The organism is Methylobacterium sp. ap11 (genome assembly GCF_900110515.1).
Lineage (GTDB): Bacteria > Pseudomonadota > Alphaproteobacteria > Rhizobiales > Beijerinckiaceae > Methylobacterium > Methylobacterium ajmalii.
In genome coordinates, this window is sequence record NZ_FOEB01000006.1 from 135,486 (window position 1) to 152,299 (window position 16,814).

Genomic DNA, 16,814 nt, shown 5'->3' on the forward strand with positions numbered 1-16,814 from the left:
CGGGGGTGACACGGAGGGGTGACATGGACGAGTTCGGGCGCGCGCTGGGGCTGGCGGTGGCGATGATCCTGCGCGGGGATGCCGACCTCGTCGCCATCGTCGGCCTGTCGCTGCGGGTCAGCCTGACGGCGGCGGCCCTCGGCTTCGTCCTCGGCGCGCCGCTCGGCGCGCTCCTCGCCGCGACGCGGTTTCCCGGCCGCGGCGCGGTGCTGGTGCTCGTCAACGCGCTTCTCGGCCTGCCGCCGGTGGTGGTGGGCCTGGTGCTGTACCTGCTGGTCTCGCGCTCGGGGCCGCTGGGGAGTATCGGCCTGCTGTTCACGCCCGACGCCATGGTGATCGCGCAAGGGGCGCTCGCCCTGCCGATCGTGGCGGCGCTCTCGCATCGCACCTGCGAGGCGTTGTGGGCGGAATACGGCGACGCGCTGCGGGTCGACGGGGTCGGGCCCGGGCACGCGGCCCTGATCCTGCTCGCGATGACGCCCGCGCCCCTCGTTACCGCCTTCCTGGCGGCGTTCGGGCGGGCGATCGCGGAGGTCGGCGCCATCCTGATGGTGGGGGGCAACATCCGCGGCTACACCCGCACCATGACGACCAGCATCGCGCTCGAGACAAGCCGCGGCGACCTCGCGCTGGCGCTCGGCCTCGGGCTCGTCCTCGTCAGCCTGACCCTGGTGGTCAGCGCCGCCGCCTTCGGCATCAACCGGGTGGCGGCGGCGCCCCGCGGGTGATCACTGCGTCGGCATCGTGCCGGTCGGGAAGAACAGCTGCTCGCCGCCGACCTTGAACGAGGCGATGGCCGCACGGCCGCGCTCGGAGGTCAGCCACTCGTGCCAGATCTTGGCATCGGCGGCGTGGATCTGCGGGTTCTTCGCCGGGTTCACCAGGATCGAGCCGTAGGGGTTGAACAGCGAGGCATCGCCCTGGACCAGGATCGCGAGGGTCTGGCGGTTCTTGAAGTTCGCCCAGGTCGCCCGGTCGGTGAGGGTGTAGGCGTCCATGGCGGCCGCGGCGTTCAGCGTCGGGCCCATGCCCTGGCCGAGCTCGCGGTAGCTCGCCCCCAATCCGCGGGCCTCGATGCCGGCCTTCTTCCACAGGCGCAGCTCGGTGCGGTGGGTGCCGCTGTCGTCGCCGCGGCTGGCGAACGGCGCCTTGGCCTTGGCGATGCGGGCGAGCGCCTCGGTTGCGTCGCGCCCGCCCTTGATGCCGGCCGGGTCGGCGGAGGGCCCGACGATCACGAAGTCGTTCGCCATCACGTCGCGGCGGTCGAGGCCGTGGCCCTCGGCCACGAACTTGTCCTCGCCGGCCCGGTCGTGGACGAGGAGCGCGTCGGCGTCGCCCTTGGCGCCGATGGCGAGCGCCTGGCCGGTGCCGACCGCCACGACCCGCACCGTGATGCCGGTCTCGCGCTGGAAGATCGGCAGGAGGTGGCCGAACAGGCCCGATTGCTCGGTCGAGGTGGTGGAGGCGAGCGTGATCGCCCGCTCCTGCGCGGTGGCGGGCAGGACGGGGGCGAGGGCGAGAAGCGCGGCGAGCGCGAGGCGGCGCGTGATCGGGAGGCTCAAGGGCGGGGCTCCGGTGGCGGTGTCGGCCAGCGATAGCCCGCGGGCCGGCCGCGGCGCCAGGGCGATTCGCGGTCGGGGGATCACCTCTTCGCGGGCGCCGCCGCTGCGAGGCTGTTGGCGAGCGTCGTCAGCAGGGCGGCGGCCTGGGTGGCGACCGCCGGTTCCTGCCCCTCAGCCGCCAGCCGGCGCTTGGTCTCGATCACGGTCTCGACCGCCTCGACGAGCTCCGCCGCCGGGACCGTCCCGCGCTCGACGAGGACCAGCATCAGGCTCTCGACCAGCATCAGGGCGGCCTGGGCCTCGGCGGCGTAGACCCGGTCCATCCCGGTCGGCTCCCCGTCGCGCTCAGGCTCCGGCATCGTCGCCGCCCGTCCGCTCGCCGCCGGCTTCCCGCACGCCGACGAATTCCGGTCGGCCGCGCTCCGAGATGTCGAGGAGCGGCCCGGCGATCCGCACCAGCGCGTCGAGGTCGCCGATCGTCACCCGGCGCCCGCGCATCGCGACGACGCCGTTCTCCCGAAACGAGCGCAGGACCCGATTCACGTGGACGTTGGAGATACCGAGATGGTCGCCGATCTGCTCCTGGGTCATCGGCAGGTCGTAGGCCCGCGCATCGGGGGCGATGGTGCCCGTGAGGATCAGGCGGCCGCGGAAATCGACCAGCAGCATCGCCAAGCGCTCGTCGGCGCTGCCGCGGCCGAGGCCGACGACCCAGTTGTGCAGCCTGCGCTCCTCCTCGATCACCTGCCACATGCAGCGGGTGGCGAGGTCGGGGTCGCGCTCGTAGGCCTCGCGCAGGGTCCGGTGGTCGACCTGCTCGACCATCACCTCGGACAGGGCCTGCACGGCGTCCGGGCTGTGGGTGGCAAACAGGCTTTTGACCGCGAACAGGTCCCCGGGCAGGAAGATGAGGATGAACTGGCTGCGCCCGTCCTCCAGGGTGCGCAGGCGCCCGACCCAGCCCTTGCGCAGGCGGAAGACCGTGTCGTTCGGGCTGCCGGCCTCCACCAGCAGGCGGCCGGCCGGGTAGATCCGGCCGGACCCGGCCATCACCCGGTCGAGCGCCACCTCGCCGCGACGCAGGGCCCCCAGGATCTCGGGCCGGTGCATCATGTAGCGGGCGGAATCGGGCATGGGGGCGGGGCGGTCCGGGGCGTCGCGAGGGGACGACGCCCGGGAGGGACGGCGTCGATCCCCCCGGCTCTACGGAGCCTCGGTGGCCGCGGCATTCACCTGCGTTGTGTTCCCAGCAGAGTCCGGTGGACGCGGACCGACGATCAGCCGATCAGGTCCGGGCGCCGCTCGCGGGTGAGCCGGGCGGATTCCGCCGCCCGCCAGCGGGCGATGGCCGCGTGGTTGCCGCCGGTGAGCACCTCGGGGATCTCGCGCCCCTCCCACTCGCGCGGGCGGGTGTAGTGCGGATATTCGAGGCCGCCGCTCTCGAAACTCTCCTCGACGCCGGAGGCGTGCTTGCCCATCGTGCCGGGCAGGAGGCGCACGCAGGCGTCGAGCACCACAAGCGCCGCGGGCTCGCCGCCCGACAGGACGTAGTCGCCGATCGAGACCTCCTCGAGGCCGCGTCCGGCGATCACCCGCTCGTCGACGCCCTCGAACCGGCCGCAGACCACGACGACGCCCGGCCCCTCGCTGAGCGCCCGGACGCGGGCTTGCGTGAGCGGGCGGCCGCGGGGGCTCATCAGCAGGCGCGGGCGGGGATCGTCGGGCGCGCAGGCGGCGTCGATCGCCGCGGCGAGCACGTCGCAGCGCAGCACCATCCCGGCGCCGCCGCCGGCGGGCGTGTCGTCCACCGCCCGGTGCCTACCGATCCCGTGGTCGCGGATGTTGCGCGCCTCCAGGCTCCAGGCCCCCCGCGCCAGCGCGTCGCCGGCGAGCGACAGGCCGAGATGGCCGGGGAACATCTCGGGGTAGAGCGTGAGGATCGTGGCGCGCCAGGGCGCGGCGGGGGAGGCGTCGGAGGTCATGCGGGTTGATGGCGCCGGAGGGGCGGGACGGTCAACCGGCCTTCCCGTCCTCCGCACCTTCCGCCCGGCACAGCTCGTCGACGGTCTTCAGGTAGGCCTTGGCGTCGAACTTCTTCAGGGTGTTCGGCCCGAGGTAGCGGACGGTGCCGAAGACCTTGCGCCGGCCCCAGGGCCGGTCGTGCAGGCCGAACAGCCAGGCGACGTTGGTGAAGGAGTTCGCGTCGCGCCCGTCGAGGAAGTAGCGGTTGTTGAGCCGGAGCGCCACCGCGAACGCTTCCTCCGGCGAGGGCGACCATTCGAGGATCTTCTTGCCCCAGTACATGCGCAGGTGGTTGTGCATGTAGCCGGTGACGCGCATCTCGCGCATCGCGGCGTTCCAGTGTTCGTCGTGGGTGCGCCCCTCGGCCAGCGCGTCCTCGTCGTAGAGGTGGGGGCGGGGATCGTCGGCGTGCTCGGCCAGCGCCTTGCGCGACCAGTCCGGCAGGGCCGTGTCGTAGGCCGCGTAGCCCGGATTGGTGTGGACGTGGTTCATCGCCAATTCGCGCCGGACGATCAGCTCCTCGAGATAGGCCGCCCGGTCCTCCGGGCCGCCGGTCTTGGCCGCCTGCACCTTGAGGGCGATCGCCACCGGGGAGATCTGGCCGAAATGCAGGTAGGGGCTCATGTGCGAGGCCGCCCCCGCCTCGGGCTTGTTGCGCACCGTGCCGTACTCGCCGAACGGCCCGGCGAGGTAGGACGCGAGGCGGCGATGCGCCTCGACCTCGCCGCCGCGGAAGCGCCGCACCGGCGGCACGTCGCGGTCGAGCGTCATCGCGGCGAGCGCGGCGTCCGGATCCGAGACGTCGATGTCGCTCTTCAGGGAAAGGTCCTCGGCCGAGTGCTTGACGGTGCGGGCCCGCAGAGGCGCGAGATAGGGCTCCCAGGTCCGGTGCAGCTTGGGCCGCAGGGTGCGGGCGGCGAATTCGTGCTTGCCCGAGGCGACCTCGAGCGGCACCACCACGTCGCCCTCGACCTGGACTAGGCGGCCGTCGAACCCCGCTTCGATCTCGGCGTACCACTGCTTCTGGATCGTCAGGTAGCCGCGGTCGAGGACCAGCATCGCGGCTTTCTTGCCTAAAGTCAGTGCAGCCTTCGCCGGAGTGGCGCGGCGCAGCACGAAGGCGATGCCCCGGCGCTCCAGGCCCGCCCTGGCGTCGGCGAGGCCCTGCAGCAGGAAGGCGTAGTGCCGGGCGTTGGCTTCGGGGAAATGCGCGCCGCCGTCGAGGAGGCCGAACCCCGCCACGACCGGCAGTCCGAGGCGGTTGGCTTCCTCGACGGCGTATTCGAGGGCCGGGTTGTCGCGGCTGCGCATCCCCTGCTGCATCAGGTAGAGCACGTAGGCGCCGTCCCGCGGCTCGACGTCCTTCAGAACCCGGATCCGCCCCGCCTGAATCGCCATGTCGCCGCCCGGATCCCGATGCCCTGCCAGAGCGGCGAAACTAGGCCTTGGCGAGGCGCGGTCCAGGGTGGCGCGGTGCCGCTGCCCGGAAAAGCGGCAGCGCTGCCACCAATGTCGCCTTGCCTTCCGGCGCGGCATCTCTATTTTTTGCAGTGCGGGAACGCGATGGCGTCGCGCTCCCGCAGCCCTCTCTTTGGGCGTTTCCTCCCTAGACTTCGGGCCACTCGCGAGAGTGGCCTTTTTTCTTGGCCTGGTGCCTGCGGGCCGGATCTCGATTGACGTGCGGTGGAGCTTATGGCCGCGCTCCGCGTTGCCCCTCCGGCAATGGCCCGTCTCGTGCATCGCGGGTGGATCGGAGCCGAGCGTCAGGGGAGCGGTCGAACGATGCGGCAGTTCACGTTGCGGGTCGAGGAGAGCGGCGAAGGCTTCGTCTGCATCACCAGCCCGGAGATCAAGAGCCTGTTCGTGGCCGACGAGACGCTGGCCGACGCGCTGGAGGCGGTGCCGAGCGTGGTCCGCGCGCTGATGCGCGAGGAGGGCCGCGGCACCCTGCCGGGCGAGGAGGCCGCCGAGTAGGCGGCCCCCGCCGGGCTCAGCCCCTGGCTCGGGCCCGGATCATGAAGTTGTCGTAGGTATATTCCGCCACCTGGAACCACAGGTACTCTTCGTTGCGGAACGTCTTCAGCGCGTCGTAGACGCGCTTGAAGTCCGGGTTCTTCGCGCCGATCTCGGCATAGATGTCGTTCGCCGCCTTCAGGGCGGCTTCCATCACCTCCTGCGGGAAGGGCCGGAGCTGGGCCCCGCCGCCAACGAGCCGGCGCAGGGCGGCGGGGTTGCGGGCATCGTACTTGGCTTGCAGGTCGCCGTTGACGGTCGCCGCCGCGCCCTGCGCGATCGCCCGGTAGGCCTTGGGCAGCTCGGCCCATTTCTGGGCGTTGAACCAGAAGTGCAGCATCGAGCCGCCCTCCCAGAAGCCCGGATAGTAGTAGAACGGCGCCACCTTGTTGAGGCCGAGCTTCTCGTCGTCGTAGGGGCCGATCCACTCGGCGGCATCGAGGGTCTTGCCCTCCAGCGCCGCGTAGAGATCGGCACCCGGCAGGGTCTGGGTCGCGACGCCGAGCTTTCCCATCACCTGGGCGCCGAGGCCGGCGATGCGGAAGCGCAGGCCCTGGAGGTCGGCGAGGCTCTTCACCTCGCGCCGGAACCAGCCGCCCATCTGGGTGCCGGTGTTGCCGCCGGGCAGGGCGTAGAGCTTGCTCTTCGAAAAGATCTCGTTGAACAGGTCGAGTGCCCCGCCCTGGAGCATCCAGGCGTTCTGCTGGCGCGCGTTGAGGCCGAACGGCACCGCGGTGGCGAGCGCGTAGGTCGGGTCGCGACCGACCTCGTAATAGGCCGCCGAATACGCCATCTCGACGGTGCCGGAGCCGACCGCGTCGAGGAGGGCGGGGGATTCGCCCGACGGCGCGGCCGCGACCTCGATCTGGAAGCGGTTGTCGGTCGCCTCGGCGACGAGGCGGGCGAAGAGCTCGGCGGCGCCATAGAGCGCGTCGAGGTTGCGCGGGAAGGCGGAGTGCAGGCGCCAGCGCAGCTCGGGGGCGGTCTGCGCGACCGCCGGTGCCGCGAGGGCGGTGCCGCCGGCGAGGCCCAGCCCGGCCGTCAGGATGTCGCGACGCTTCATGCTCTCCCCATCGGAGGATCGTTCCCGTGGCGGGCCGCTCCGGGCCCGCCGGTCCAGAGGTAGGGCATCCGGCGCGAAAGCGCACCGGGGGCGGCCGAGGCAGGGTGTGGAGGCGGGGTGTGGAGCTTTGGGCGGGGTCCCGGCCGTCCCGGGAAAGACCTCGTCCGGGCGGGTGGCCTATGCTACCTCCCGGGTCCGATCCCGCGGGCCCGTCGCCCCGGAGCATCCCATCGGCCCTGCCGGAGCGACCCGACCGTGAAGCCCGAACCGATCTCCCTGCACACGGTCTGCGGCCTCGAGGAGCTGGACCACCACTCGACCCGCGGCGTCACCCACGTCCTGTCGATCCTCGACCCGGCCTGGCCCGAGCCCGAGGCCTTCGGCACCTACGACGCGCATCACCGCATCACCCTGCGCTTCCACGACATCATCGAGCCGACGGACGGGCAGGTCCTGCCCGAGCGCCGGGACGTCGAGGCGATCCTGCGCTTCGGCGAGGAGCTGACGGCCGAGACCGCGCGGCGCAAGACGCACCTGTTGATCCATTGCCACGCCGGCATCTCGCGCTCCACCGCCGCGATGACGATGCTGCTGGGCCAGGCCCATCCCGACCTCGACGCCGCCGCCGTGGTGGCGAAGGTCCATGCGCTGCGCGAGAAATCGTGGCCCAACGCCCGCATGATCGCCTTCGCGGACGAGGCGCTGGGCTACGACGGCACGTTGACCGAAGCGGTGCGCCGGCTGCACGCCGAGCAGCTGCGGATCCGCCCGAACCTCGTCGAGCTGATGCGGGGCCTGGGGCGCGGGCGGGAAGTGGATGCGGCCCTGGCCTGACCGGCCCGGCACCGAAGCTCGGCCCGCCTGGGAGTGCGAGACGGAATATCAGCCCGGATCGTCCAGTCTGATACGTCGACTGTCGTATCTTGTATCGTTCTTGCGTCATTTACTGTCGGTCGGTAAGACTCTCGCAGCTGGTCGATCGCGAATCCCAGCAACACGCGGGATACATTCGATGCGAGTTCGACCCATCCTCTTGGCGGCCGGTCTCCTGTCTGTGCTGCCGGCGAGCGCATTCGCCTGGCAGCGGCCGGTTCCGACGGTCGAGAAGGTCGTGAGGCCCGGGCAGACCTTGAAGATCGGGTGGTTCATCTCCGTCGATCCGACCTGCCGCTCGCTGGGTCCGATGACGGTCAACCTGATCGAGCCGCCCGAGAAAGGGCGGATCCTGGTCGAGCAGGGGCCGGAATTTTCGAGTTTCCCGCCCGCCAATCCGCGCTCGGCCTGCAACAAGCGGAAGACTTCGGCCACCCGCCTGATCTACAGCGCGCCGCCCGGCCCGGCGGACGACGACCGGTTCACCATCGAGATCGTGGATTCCCTCGGCGATGCCAGGCGGGTGAACTACCACGTCGCGCTGCACTGATCGGCAGCCGATCGGGTCCACGCATTCCGGGTTCGCCGCCGGAGAGACGGCGGCCCGACCGCGGGGACCGCTCCTGCCTGTTCCAAGATGAGCGGCGACAGCGATTGCCCCGGGGCTCGGCTATCGCCGATCACCCGGCATCGAGCGGCGCGGAACCCGTCAACCGAGCACGTACCGCTCGACGGCCTCCGCGAATCCGTCCGCCTCGTTCGTCGCCGTCACGCGGGTCGCCGCCCGCTGCACCGCCTCGCTGGCGTTCCCCATCGCGATCGACAGGCCGGCGCGGGCGAACATCGCCGTGTCGTTCGCCATGTCGCCGAGCACCGCCACCTGGGCCAGCGGGATGTCCAGCTCATCGGCGAGGCGGGCGACGAAATGGCCCTTGTCGACGTGGGGCGGGGTGACGTCGAGATAGTAGGCCTGCGAGCGGTGGACCGCGGCGCCCGCGCCGATCTCGGCGGCGAGGCGCGGTTCGAGGGCGGCGAGCGCCGCGTGGTCGCGCGAGACCCCGACGAGCTTGGCGGCGCGGGCGAGGTGGGGCGCGAGGTCGTCCACCACCCGCGGTTCGGCCTGGAGCGTACGGCGCTCGAGATCGGTATAGGCCCCGGCGGGATCGGTCAGGAGCCAGGCTCCCTCGGAAAACACCCAGAGGTCGACGCCCTCGGCGGAGAACCGCGCCGCGGCCTTGCGGGCCGCCTCCTCGGGGATGAGCACCTCGTCGACGAGCGACAGGTCGGGCCGCACCACCGTCGAGCCGTTGAAGGCGCCCATCGGCAGGGTGAGCCCGAGCGGCGCCACCAGTGCGCGCAGGCCGATCGGCGGCCGGCTCGAGGCCACCGTGAAGGCGATGCCGCGCTCGCGCAGAGCCGCGATCGCCCGGATGGCGCGGGGCGTCAGCCGCTTGTCGCCGGTGACGAGCGTGCCGTCGACGTCGGTGACGACGAGGCGGATCGGCAAGGCGGTCGTCATGCCTGGGGCTTCCTCAGATTTCCCGGTGGACCGGCACCGTCTCGGGCGGCGTCTCGGGCCGCAGCGGGACGATGGCGGGGGTGAGCACCCGCTCGCGCAGGGCCTGCGGCCCGAGCGTCAGGGCGAAGAAGTCGTACTCGCCGGGCAGGTCGTTGGCCATCAGGAACTGGAAATGCATGCGGAACGGCCGGAACGAGATCCGGCGGTAGACCTCCGGCACGATGATGTCGCGGAACTGCGTCGAGCGGATCACCGGGTTGCGGACCGGGCCGGACGGGGTCTCGCCGAGGTCGCGGGCGGGGTTGAAGCCCGGGAAGTTCATCCAGTCCTGCGGCGCCTGGTAATCGGCCCAGACCATCCTGTCGGTGGCGACGAGGCTCATCAATTCGGCCCGCACGCCGCGGGCCCGCGGGTTGATGGCGACGAGGGGCAGCCCGGCCCCGAGGGTGAGGAGCGACAGGCGCGGCCCCGGCGCGCTCCCGGCGGTCGCGGGCAGGACCCGGGCGGCGACCTCGGCGGCGGTGAGCCCGCCGGAGGAATGACCGACGATCAGGATCTCGTCCACCGCACCGGCCTCGTGGATCCCGGCGACGTGGGCGGCAAACAGCGCGAGGCGGTCCTCGTAGTCCCGGCGCCAGCCGTTGCTGTGCTGCCAGTTGAACACCCAGTCGTTGATGAGCTGGCGCAGGAAGATCCGGTCGAGGAGCGGGGTCGCCGCCAGCACGAGGCCGATGCCGGCGAGCGCGCCCACGAGTCCCGCGGCGAGGCCCGGCAGCCAGCCCGCGGCGAGATGGGCGACCCCCTGGCCCAGCACGGCGGCGAGGGCCGCGAGGATCAGCGTCATGCCGAACGGGTACAGGATGACGTTGCCGTACTTCCAGTTCAGCCCGTAGAGCCGGAAGAGCTTGCCGGTCACCGCACCGTGCAGGATGCCGGCGGTGAGGAGCGCCATCGAGGCGATCAAGGGCCGGCGGAAATCCGCCCGCACGAGGTCGTCCCAGAGCAGGACCTCGTAGGTGGTGTGGGTCTCGGCGCCGTCCCGTCCGGTCTCCACGGTCCAGGTCTGGACCAGGCCGTCGGGGCGGGTCTCGGCCCGGGTGATGCTGCGCTTCGCGAGGTCGAAGCGCTTGGCGTAGCGGGTGAACTCGCGGGCGAACAGCGCCCGGTAGCGCTTGCCCGCCTCGGGATCGTAGCCCGGCAGGTAGACGACGTGGCGCCGCCGCACCGGCCCGGGGGCCTGCGGCGCCAAATCCGGCGGCGTGAAGCCGATCTGTGTGGTCATCTCTGTCCCGCCATCCGCTCGTGCCCGGCCTCGCCCTGATCCGTGGCCGGTGCCCGCGCCGTCCTAAAGCCGTGATTTGGTAACCAGTGTCGTGGTTGGACGACATGACGAAGGATACCGCCCCGGCCCCTCGCCGCCCTGTGTCTAGCGGGGAAGACGGCCCTAGGGGAGGGCTCCCGGAGCCACTGTGACACGCCGGCCACGGACAGCGGTCCTCGACTCGGCTAGGGACCACTCTCAAGCGAAGGACGAGCAATCTCCCTGATGCGCGCAATCCCGATCGCCCTGTGCACCGCGCTCGCGGTGTCGGGCTGCTCCAACTTCCTGCCCGCGGCCGGCCCCACGGCGAGCGCGGTGGAGTCGGGCGCCGACGTGGCGACCGACCAGGGCCTGCTCGCCCGCTACGAGATCGTCGACGTCAACGCCGCGACGGTCGAGGCCCTGCGCGGCCGTCCCCTCGACAGCCTGCTCGCGTCCTTCGGCGACCGGCGTCCCTCCGTCGAGCCGGTGATCGGCGTCGGCGACATCGTGGCGGTGACGATCTACGAGGCCAGCACCGGCGGCCTGTTCTCCGGGTCCCTGTCGATCGACCGGTTCTCCTCCGGCTCGAAGTCGGCCACCATTCCGCCCCAGACCGTGACCCGCGACGGCGCCATCACGGTGCCGTATGCCGGCCGCGTCCAGGTGGCGGGCAAGCGCGTCCAGGACGTCCAGACCCAGATCGAGCAGGAGCTCGCCGGCAAGGCGATCGAGCCGCAGGTCATCGTCACCGTCGTCCAGCCGACCAGCACCGCCGTGACGGTGACCGGCGAGGTGACGGCGGGCGCCCGCGTGCCGCTCTCGACCAAGGGCGATCGGCTGCTCGACGTGGTGGCGGGTGCGGGCGGCGTGCGCGCGGCGGTCTCCGAGACCTTCGTGCGGCTGTCGCGCGGCGGCACCACCGCGACGGTGCCGCTGACGGCGATCGTCTCCAACCCGCGCGAGAACATCTTCCTGCGTCCGGGCGACACTCTCACCCTGGTGCGCGACCCCCAGACCTTCCTGGCGGTGGGTGCGCTCGGGGCGCAATCCGAGATCCCGTTCTCGGCCGAGGGCATCACGCTCGCCCAGGCGCTGGCCAAGGCCCGCGGCCTCTCGGACCTGCAGGCCGATCCGGCCGGCGTGTTCCTGTTCCGGTTCGAGCCGGCCTCGGTGGTGCGCCGCCTGCGGCCGAACAGCCCGCTGCTCTCCTCGAACTTCGTGCCGGTGGTCTACCGGATCAACATGCGCGATCCCAACAGCCTGTTCGTCAGCCAGGCGTTCCGGATGCGCAACCGCGACCTCGTCTACGTCTCGAACGCTCCCTTCACGGAAGTCCAGAAGGTGCTCGGCGTGTTCTCGACGATCACGGCGCCGGTCTCGGCCGGCGCCTCGGTCTACGCCGGCGTCCGGTAAGGGCGATCGGGCGGGCGTCCGGCGCCCGCCCTTCGCGTTCAGGCCGTCACCATCCGCACCGGCGCGCCCGAGCGCCAGGCCGCGATCGCCTCGACGGTGTCCTCGTAGAACATCCGGAACGTGCTGTCGGTGACGTAGCCGAGATGCGGGGTCAGCACCGCGTTCGGCAGGCTGCGCAGCGGATGGTCCGCCGGCAGCGGCTCGCGGTCGAACACGTCGAGCCCGGCCCGGATCCGGCCTTGCGCCAAGGCCGCCACCAGCGCCGCCTCGTCGACCAGCGGTCCGCGCGAGGTGTTGATCAGGATCGCGTCCGGCCGCATCCGGGCGATCTCCGCCGGCCCGACGATGCCGCGGGTCGAGGGCGCCAGCACCATGTGCAGGCTGATCACGTCGCTCTGCGAAAAGAGTGCCTCGCGGGTCGCCAGGGCCGCGCCGCCGGCCTCCGCCCGCTCGGGCGTCAGGTTCGGGCTCCAGGCCGTCACCCGCATGCCGAGCGCCCGGCCCACCGCCGCGACCCGCGCGCCGATCCGCCCGAGCCCGACGAGGCCGAGGGTGCGCCCCTCCAGCCCCTCGCCCAGCGTCTCCTGCCAGCGCCCATTCGCCATATTGGCGAATTCCCGCGGCAGGGCGCGGGCGCAGGCCAGCATCAGGGCGACCGTCAATTCGGCGGTGGCGATCCCGCCCTCGCCGTTGCGGGTGTTGCAGACGGTGACGCCGCGGGCCCGGAGCGCCGTGGTATCGACCGAGGGGTTGCGCCCGCCGGTGAACACCACGAGCTTCAGGGCGGGGAGGGCGGCGGCCAGGCCCGCGTCGAGCGGCATGCGCTCGCGCATCAGGCAGAGCACGTCGTAGGAGGCGAGCCGCGCGGCGGCCTCCGCCGCCGGCACCGGCTCGTGAAAGAAATCCACCGCCACGTCGGGACCGAGGCCGGCCCAGTCGGCGAGCCCCGCCGCCACGCCCTGGTAGTCGTCGAGCACCGCGACCCGGATGCCGTGAGCCTGTGTCATCGTGCGCGTCCTCCTGTTGATCCGTCCCTATCCCGGCGCCGGCGGGCATTCCAGCCGCGCCGTCCGTGCTATGCTTCCCGCTGCACCCTGACGCGTCGCGGCCCCCTTGCGCCCCCGCGGGCTCGCGCCCGATAGAGCGGGCGGTCGGCCAAGCCCGTCGGTCTCGCCGGACAAGGGGGCTGCGGTCGTGCTAAGCGGCCGGCGAGACGCCGAGGAAGCCGAGCCGGAGGTCGGAGTGGGTCGTTGCAAGCGGGAGCGCCGGGGATGACGCGCACCAGGGCCGTCGCCGCCCTGTGGCTGGCGATCGGGGCGCTCGTGACCGGGGCGGGACCGGCCCGGGCCGACGTGACCGTCGGGGTCGCGGTTCCGCGCACCGGCGCGGTCGCGGGGATCGGCGAGCAGGTGCTCCAGGGCGTGCAGGCCGCCGTGCGCGACGCCAACGCCCGCGGGGGCATCAGCGGCGAGCCGATCGTGCTCGACGTGCAGGACGATGCCTGCGACCCGGGCCAGGCGATGGCGGTGGCCGAGCGCTTCGTGCGCGCCGGCGTGCGGCTGGTGATCGGGCACGTCTGCTCGAGCGCCTCGCTCGCGGCCTCCGACGTCTACGCGGCGGCCGGCGCCGTGATGATCAGCCCGGCCTCCAACGCCGCGCGCCTGACCGACCGCGGCCTGCCCACCATCTTCCGGGTCTCGGGGCGGGAGGACGACCAGGGCCGGCTCTCGGCCACGATCCTGGCCGAGCGCTTCCGCGACAAGAAGATCGCGATCCTCTACGACGACACGCCGCTGTCGCGGAACCTCGCCGAGTCCACCAAGGGCAACCTCAACAAGATCGGCCAGAACGAGACCCTGTTCGCCGCGATCGTGCCCGGGCAGACCGACGACGCGGCGCTGATCAAGCGCCTGCAGGGCGCGGGGATCGAGGTGGTCTATTACGGCGGCCACTACCAGGAGATGGGCAAGCTGGTGCGCAAGGCCGCGGAAGCGGGTTTCCGCCCGCAATGGTTCGGCACCTCGGGCATCGCCACCAAGGAGTTCGGCGCGCTCGCCGGCCCGGCGAGCGACGGCGTGCTGATGACCTTCAACCCGGACCTGCGCCGCAAGCCCGAGGCGGCGGCCGCCGTGAAGGCGCTGCAGGCCGACGGGATCGATCCCGCCGGCTTCACCCTCTACGGCTACGCCGCGCTCCAGGCCCTGGTCGAGGCCGGCAACTTCGCCAAGTCGACCGACCCGAAGGCCATCGCCGAGACGCTGCATTCCGAGCGCTTCACCCTGGTGCTCGGCAATGTCGGCTTCGACCAGAAGGGCGACGTGACGGCGCCCGGCTACGTGCTCTACGTCTGGCGCGACGGCGTGTTCACCTACGCGAATTGAGGTCGAGGGGGAGGACCCCTTCCGCCACCGTGAGGGTGCGGCCGCCGATCCAGTCGGCGCCGTCGTAATCGACGAAGATCCGGCCGCGGCGGCCGAGCTTGGTCCCTTGCGCGGCGACGTAGGGCCCGGCGGTACGGCCGGTCTCGCGCAGCCAGCCGGCCACCGCCGCGTTGAAGCTGCCGGTCACCGGATCCTCGACCAGCGCGCCGGCGCCGCCGTCGAACAGGGTGCGGATCTCCCAGGCCACGTCTGCGCCCGGCGCGTGGGGACCGACGAGGCCGACATCGATCCGGCCCTCGATCCGTCGGATCGGCTCGACCGCCAGCACCTCCTCGGCCGAGGCCAGCATCACCCCGACCCAGCCCGGCCCGTTGTCGCACCAGCGCGCCTCGACCACCCGCTCGGGCGCGATGCGCAGCACCGCCAGGATCTCCCGCATCAGGGCCTCGTCCACCGGCCCTTCGCGCAAGAGCTTCGGCGCCGCGAAGGCGAGGCGGTCGGCCTCCTGCCGGATCGGCACGAGGCCGGTGCCGCATTCCTGCACGATCCGCCCCGGCCGGCGCGGCACGCCGCCCAAGGCCAGCCAGGCGTGGCAGGCGCCAAGCGTCGGGTGGCCGGCGAAGGGCAATTCGTGGGCGAGCGTGAAGATGCGGGCCCGGTAATCGGCCCCCGGATCGGTCGGCGGCAGCAGGAACACCGTCTCCGACAGGTTGAACCACCGGGTCATCGCCTGCATCGTCGCGGTGTCGGGCTCGACCCCGCTCACCACGGCGAGCGGGTTGCCGGTGAAGGCGCCGTCGTGAAACACATCGATCAGGGCGAAGCGGGCGGTCATGCTCGGGCCTCCGGCCGGCGGCTCGTGCCGCCACGGATTTCTGTGCCCGATTCCGTTGCCCCCTCCCAGCCTGAACCTCATCCTGAGCAACCATCCGATCGCATTTTTCGGATGCGATCGGGGTGCGTGCGACTTCGAGCATGGCGGCGGGAGGAGCGTGGACGAAGCTCCTCCTTGCCCGATTTCCTCCATTGCCAGCCTCGGGAGCGGGAGAGATCGATCGGTCGGCCTTATCAGTCGGTCTTGGCGCGGCCCAGGTGTCGACGACGTCCACCGGCCGGCCCACCCCGGATGGCCGTCCCGCGTGGGCCATTCCCCGTCGGAACCAACCCCTTCTACGTCACCGCGCCATTACAGGGCGTTGGCGATCGAAGATCGCAGGTAATCAAAGATCGACTGACCTCAAAGCAGACTTTCGGAGGCCGCTGCGATTCCTGGAAGCCTCCTTCGAGTTCGACCCATCTTCGATGAAATAACGTCCCGGGACGAGATCGTGGATGGAACGAAAAAGACCAAAAAAATAGCCTCACCGCTTGCGCACGAACTCCGTGCGCAGCACCAGACCCTTGATCGTGTCGTGGCGGCAATCGATCTCCTCGGGGTCGTCGGTCAGCCGGATCGAGCGGATCACCGTGCCCTGCTTGAGGGTCTGGTTGGCGCCCTTGACCTTCAGGTCCTTGATCAGCGTGACGGCATCGCCGTCGGTGAGCACGTTGCCGGAGGCGTCGCGCACCTCGCGGGTCGCGGTGGCCTGCATCTCGCTCGCCGGGCGCCACTCGCCCGTCGCCTCGTCGTACACGTAGTCGTCGTCCGCACCCGTCACGCTCGTCGGTCCTCCGTTGCCGGGGCGTTGTCGCCGGTGGGGACGGCCCCCCGCAAGGGGCCGCGCCTCAGATAACCGGTAGGCCGCGCTGCTTGGCCTCCTCGCCGGGCTCGACGTGGATCGTCACCACGGCGCCCTCGACCGCCCCCTCGATCGCGGCTTCCAGCCGGTCGCAGATGGCGTGGGATTCCGCCACCGTCATCTCGCCCGGCACCACGAGGTGGAAATCGATGAAGGTGACCTGACCCGCGTGCCGGGTGCGCACGTCGTGGGCTTCCAGCGCGCCCTCGCCGTGCTCGGAGATCAGCCGGCGGATCTGCCCCACCATCTCGGCCGGTGCGGCCTGGTCCATCAGGCCGCTCACCGAATCGCGCACCATGGCGCCGCCCGACCACAGGATGTTGAGCGCCACCACGACCGCGATCACCGGATCGAGGATCGCCCAGCCGGTCGCGGCGGCGAGCCCGAGGCCGATGAGCACGCCGCCGGAGGTGAACACGTCGGCCAGCACGTGCTTTCCGTCCGCCACCAGGGCCGGCGAGCGCCAGTCGCGACCGCGCCGCACCAACATCACGCCCCAGACGAGGTTGATCACCGTGGCGAACCCGTTCACCGCGACGCCGACGAGCGGTGCGTCGAGGGTCTTGGGCGCCTGGAGCGCGTCGTAGGCGTCGCGCAGGATGACGATCGCCGCGACGATGATCAGCGCGCCCTCGATCACCGCCGAGAAGTACTCGGCCTTGTGGTGGCCGTAGGGGTGGTTCTGGTCGGCGGGCTGGGCGGCGACGCGCAGGGCCACGAAGGCCGTCATCGCCGCGACGACGTTGATGATGCTCTCGAGCGCGTCCGAGTAGAGCGCGAGGCTGCCGGTGATCCACCAGGCGAAGAACTTGAGGCCGAGCACCAGGAGGCCGACCCCGGCACTGGCGAGGGCGGCGGCTTGCGCGCGTTCCATGACGATGTTCCGAGGCACGAGGGTGCCGCCGCGGCGCGGAGGGCGCCGCCGC

Annotated in this window: 18 protein-coding genes; 6 read left to right on the forward strand and 12 right to left on the reverse strand. The window is 71.7% G+C overall.

Features of this window, described 5'->3' with window-relative positions; translation table 11 throughout:
- Positions 1 to 23 precede the first annotated feature (23 nt).
- Positions 24 to 728: an ABC transporter permease gene (locus BMX97_RS10945; RefSeq protein WP_091749345.1), complete on the forward strand. Its 705-nt coding sequence runs from the start codon at positions 24 to 26 to the stop codon at positions 726 to 728.
- On the opposite strand, the gene BMX97_RS10950 is transcribed toward BMX97_RS10945, so the two are convergent.
- The 5 genes from BMX97_RS10950 to BMX97_RS10970 form a co-directional block, all read right to left on the reverse strand.
- Positions 729 to 1,550 (reverse strand): ABC transporter substrate-binding protein, encoded by an 822-nt coding sequence (locus tag BMX97_RS10950; protein ID WP_091749933.1) that lies wholly within the window; start codon positions 1,548 to 1,550, stop codon positions 729 to 731. It lies immediately after the preceding gene.
- A 92-nt stretch (positions 1,551 to 1,642) separates the two neighbouring features.
- A complete protein-coding gene (locus tag BMX97_RS10955; protein WP_143074602.1) occupies positions 1,643 to 1,921 on the reverse strand; it encodes a hypothetical protein in 279 nt (92 codons plus the stop codon).
- Positions 1,908 to 2,696 (reverse strand): Crp/Fnr family transcriptional regulator, encoded by a 789-nt coding sequence (locus BMX97_RS10960; protein WP_091749351.1) that lies wholly within the window; start codon positions 2,694 to 2,696, stop codon positions 1,908 to 1,910. Before BMX97_RS10960 ends, BMX97_RS10955 begins: the two co-directional genes overlap by 14 nt.
- Positions 2,697 to 2,839: 143 nt before the next feature.
- Positions 2,840 to 3,544 (reverse strand): tRNA (guanosine(37)-N1)-methyltransferase TrmD, encoded by a 705-nt coding sequence (gene trmD, locus BMX97_RS10965; RefSeq protein ID WP_091749354.1) that lies wholly within the window; start codon positions 3,542 to 3,544, stop codon positions 2,840 to 2,842.
- A 31-nt stretch (positions 3,545 to 3,575) separates the two neighbouring features.
- Positions 3,576 to 4,982 carry a deoxyribodipyrimidine photo-lyase gene (locus BMX97_RS10970; RefSeq protein WP_091749356.1) on the reverse strand — a complete coding sequence of 469 codons (1,407 nt, stop codon included), beginning with the start codon at positions 4,980 to 4,982 and terminating at the stop codon, positions 3,576 to 3,578.
- A gap of 384 nt (positions 4,983 to 5,366) precedes the next feature.
- Between BMX97_RS10970 and BMX97_RS10975 the strand changes: the two genes are divergently transcribed.
- Positions 5,367 to 5,558: a hypothetical protein gene (locus tag BMX97_RS10975; protein ID WP_091749359.1), complete on the forward strand. Its 192-nt coding sequence runs from the start codon at positions 5,367 to 5,369 to the stop codon at positions 5,556 to 5,558.
- A 16-nt stretch (positions 5,559 to 5,574) separates the two neighbouring features.
- Here BMX97_RS10975 and BMX97_RS10980 read toward each other — a convergent pair whose 3' ends face one another.
- A complete protein-coding gene (locus tag BMX97_RS10980) occupies positions 5,575 to 6,660 on the reverse strand; it encodes a TRAP transporter substrate-binding protein (protein WP_091749362.1) in 1,086 nt (361 codons plus the stop codon).
- 255 nt (positions 6,661 to 6,915) lie between these two features.
- On the opposite strand from BMX97_RS10980, the gene BMX97_RS10985 reads away from it, so the two are divergent.
- Positions 6,916 to 7,494, forward strand: coding sequence for a tyrosine phosphatase family protein (locus BMX97_RS10985; RefSeq protein ID WP_091749365.1), 579 nt, complete (start codon positions 6,916 to 6,918; stop codon positions 7,492 to 7,494).
- A 199-nt stretch (positions 7,495 to 7,693) separates the two neighbouring features.
- Positions 7,694 to 8,083 (forward strand): hypothetical protein, encoded by a 390-nt coding sequence (locus tag BMX97_RS10990; protein WP_091749368.1) that lies wholly within the window; start codon positions 7,694 to 7,696, stop codon positions 8,081 to 8,083.
- A gap of 159 nt (positions 8,084 to 8,242) precedes the next feature.
- Here BMX97_RS10990 and BMX97_RS10995 read toward each other — a convergent pair whose 3' ends face one another.
- Complete coding sequence (locus tag BMX97_RS10995) at positions 8,243 to 9,040, reverse strand: Cof-type HAD-IIB family hydrolase (protein WP_091749936.1); 798 nt, start codon at positions 9,038 to 9,040, stop codon at positions 8,243 to 8,245.
- A 25-nt stretch (positions 9,041 to 9,065) separates the two neighbouring features.
- Complete coding sequence (locus BMX97_RS11000; protein WP_091749371.1) at positions 9,066 to 10,334, reverse strand: lipase family protein; 1,269 nt, start codon at positions 10,332 to 10,334, stop codon at positions 9,066 to 9,068.
- Between the two features lie 264 nt (positions 10,335 to 10,598).
- Between BMX97_RS11000 and BMX97_RS11005 the strand changes: the two genes are divergently transcribed.
- Entirely contained in the window at positions 10,599 to 11,768 is a 1,170-nt protein-coding gene (locus BMX97_RS11005; protein WP_091749375.1) for a polysaccharide biosynthesis/export family protein, read from the forward strand.
- A 38-nt stretch (positions 11,769 to 11,806) separates the two neighbouring features.
- Here BMX97_RS11005 and BMX97_RS11010 read toward each other — a convergent pair whose 3' ends face one another.
- Positions 11,807 to 12,775, reverse strand: coding sequence for a D-2-hydroxyacid dehydrogenase family protein (locus tag BMX97_RS11010; RefSeq protein ID WP_091749378.1), 969 nt, complete (start codon positions 12,773 to 12,775; stop codon positions 11,807 to 11,809).
- A gap of 264 nt (positions 12,776 to 13,039) precedes the next feature.
- On the opposite strand from BMX97_RS11010, the gene BMX97_RS11015 reads away from it, so the two are divergent.
- A complete protein-coding gene (locus tag BMX97_RS11015; RefSeq protein WP_091749381.1) occupies positions 13,040 to 14,149 on the forward strand; it encodes a branched-chain amino acid ABC transporter substrate-binding protein in 1,110 nt (369 codons plus the stop codon).
- On the opposite strand, the gene BMX97_RS11020 is transcribed toward BMX97_RS11015, so the two are convergent.
- The 3 genes from BMX97_RS11020 to BMX97_RS11030 all read right to left on the reverse strand — a co-directional run bounded on the left by BMX97_RS11020 (position 14,133) and on the right by BMX97_RS11030 (position 16,762).
- Positions 14,133 to 14,984, reverse strand: a complete 852-nt coding sequence (locus BMX97_RS11020; protein WP_091749384.1) for a PhzF family phenazine biosynthesis protein — start codon at positions 14,982 to 14,984, stop codon at positions 14,133 to 14,135. The two genes, BMX97_RS11015 and BMX97_RS11020, sit on opposite strands and share 17 nt — an antisense overlap.
- Before the next feature lie 526 nt (positions 14,985 to 15,510).
- On the reverse strand, positions 15,511 to 15,807 hold the full coding sequence (locus BMX97_RS11025; protein ID WP_091749387.1) for an alkylphosphonate utilization protein: 297 nt from the start codon (positions 15,805 to 15,807) through the stop codon (positions 15,511 to 15,513).
- A 67-nt stretch (positions 15,808 to 15,874) separates the two neighbouring features.
- The gene (locus BMX97_RS11030) at positions 15,875 to 16,762 is read right to left on the reverse strand and encodes a cation diffusion facilitator family transporter (RefSeq protein WP_091749390.1); all 888 of its coding nucleotides are present in this window, start codon (positions 16,760 to 16,762) and stop codon (positions 15,875 to 15,877) included.
- Positions 16,763 to 16,814 lie beyond the last annotated feature (52 nt).

What these genes read in the sequence shown, in the direction of transcription:
- BMX97_RS10945 (WP_091749345.1), top strand. Translation starts at nt 24, where the DNA reads ATGGACGAGTTCGGGCGCGCGCTGGGGCTGGCGGTGGCGATGATCCTG.
- BMX97_RS10955 (WP_143074602.1), bottom strand. Translation starts at nt 1,921, where the DNA reads ATGCCGGAGCCTGAGCGCGACGGGGAGCCGACCGGGATGGACCGGGTC.
- BMX97_RS10960 (WP_091749351.1), bottom strand. Translation starts at nt 2,696, where the DNA reads ATGCCCGATTCCGCCCGCTACATGATGCACCGGCCCGAGATCCTGGGG.
- trmD (WP_091749354.1), bottom strand. Translation starts at nt 3,544, where the DNA reads ATGACCTCCGACGCCTCCCCCGCCGCGCCCTGGCGCGCCACGATCCTC.
- BMX97_RS10970 (WP_091749356.1), bottom strand. Translation starts at nt 4,982, where the DNA reads ATGGCGATTCAGGCGGGGCGGATCCGGGTTCTGAAGGACGTCGAGCCG.
- BMX97_RS10975 (WP_091749359.1), top strand. Translation starts at nt 5,367, where the DNA reads ATGCGGCAGTTCACGTTGCGGGTCGAGGAGAGCGGCGAAGGCTTCGTC.
- BMX97_RS10980 (WP_091749362.1), bottom strand. Translation starts at nt 6,660, where the DNA reads ATGAAGCGTCGCGACATCCTGACGGCCGGGCTGGGCCTCGCCGGCGGC.
- BMX97_RS11000 (WP_091749371.1), bottom strand. Translation starts at nt 10,334, where the DNA reads ATGACCACACAGATCGGCTTCACGCCGCCGGATTTGGCGCCGCAGGCC.
- BMX97_RS11005 (WP_091749375.1), top strand. Translation starts at nt 10,599, where the DNA reads ATGCGCGCAATCCCGATCGCCCTGTGCACCGCGCTCGCGGTGTCGGGC.
- BMX97_RS11010 (WP_091749378.1), bottom strand. Translation starts at nt 12,775, where the DNA reads ATGACACAGGCTCACGGCATCCGGGTCGCGGTGCTCGACGACTACCAG.
- BMX97_RS11015 (WP_091749381.1), top strand. Translation starts at nt 13,040, where the DNA reads ATGACGCGCACCAGGGCCGTCGCCGCCCTGTGGCTGGCGATCGGGGCG.
- BMX97_RS11020 (WP_091749384.1), bottom strand. Translation starts at nt 14,984, where the DNA reads ATGACCGCCCGCTTCGCCCTGATCGATGTGTTTCACGACGGCGCCTTC.
- BMX97_RS11030 (WP_091749390.1), bottom strand. Translation starts at nt 16,762, where the DNA reads ATGGAACGCGCGCAAGCCGCCGCCCTCGCCAGTGCCGGGGTCGGCCTC.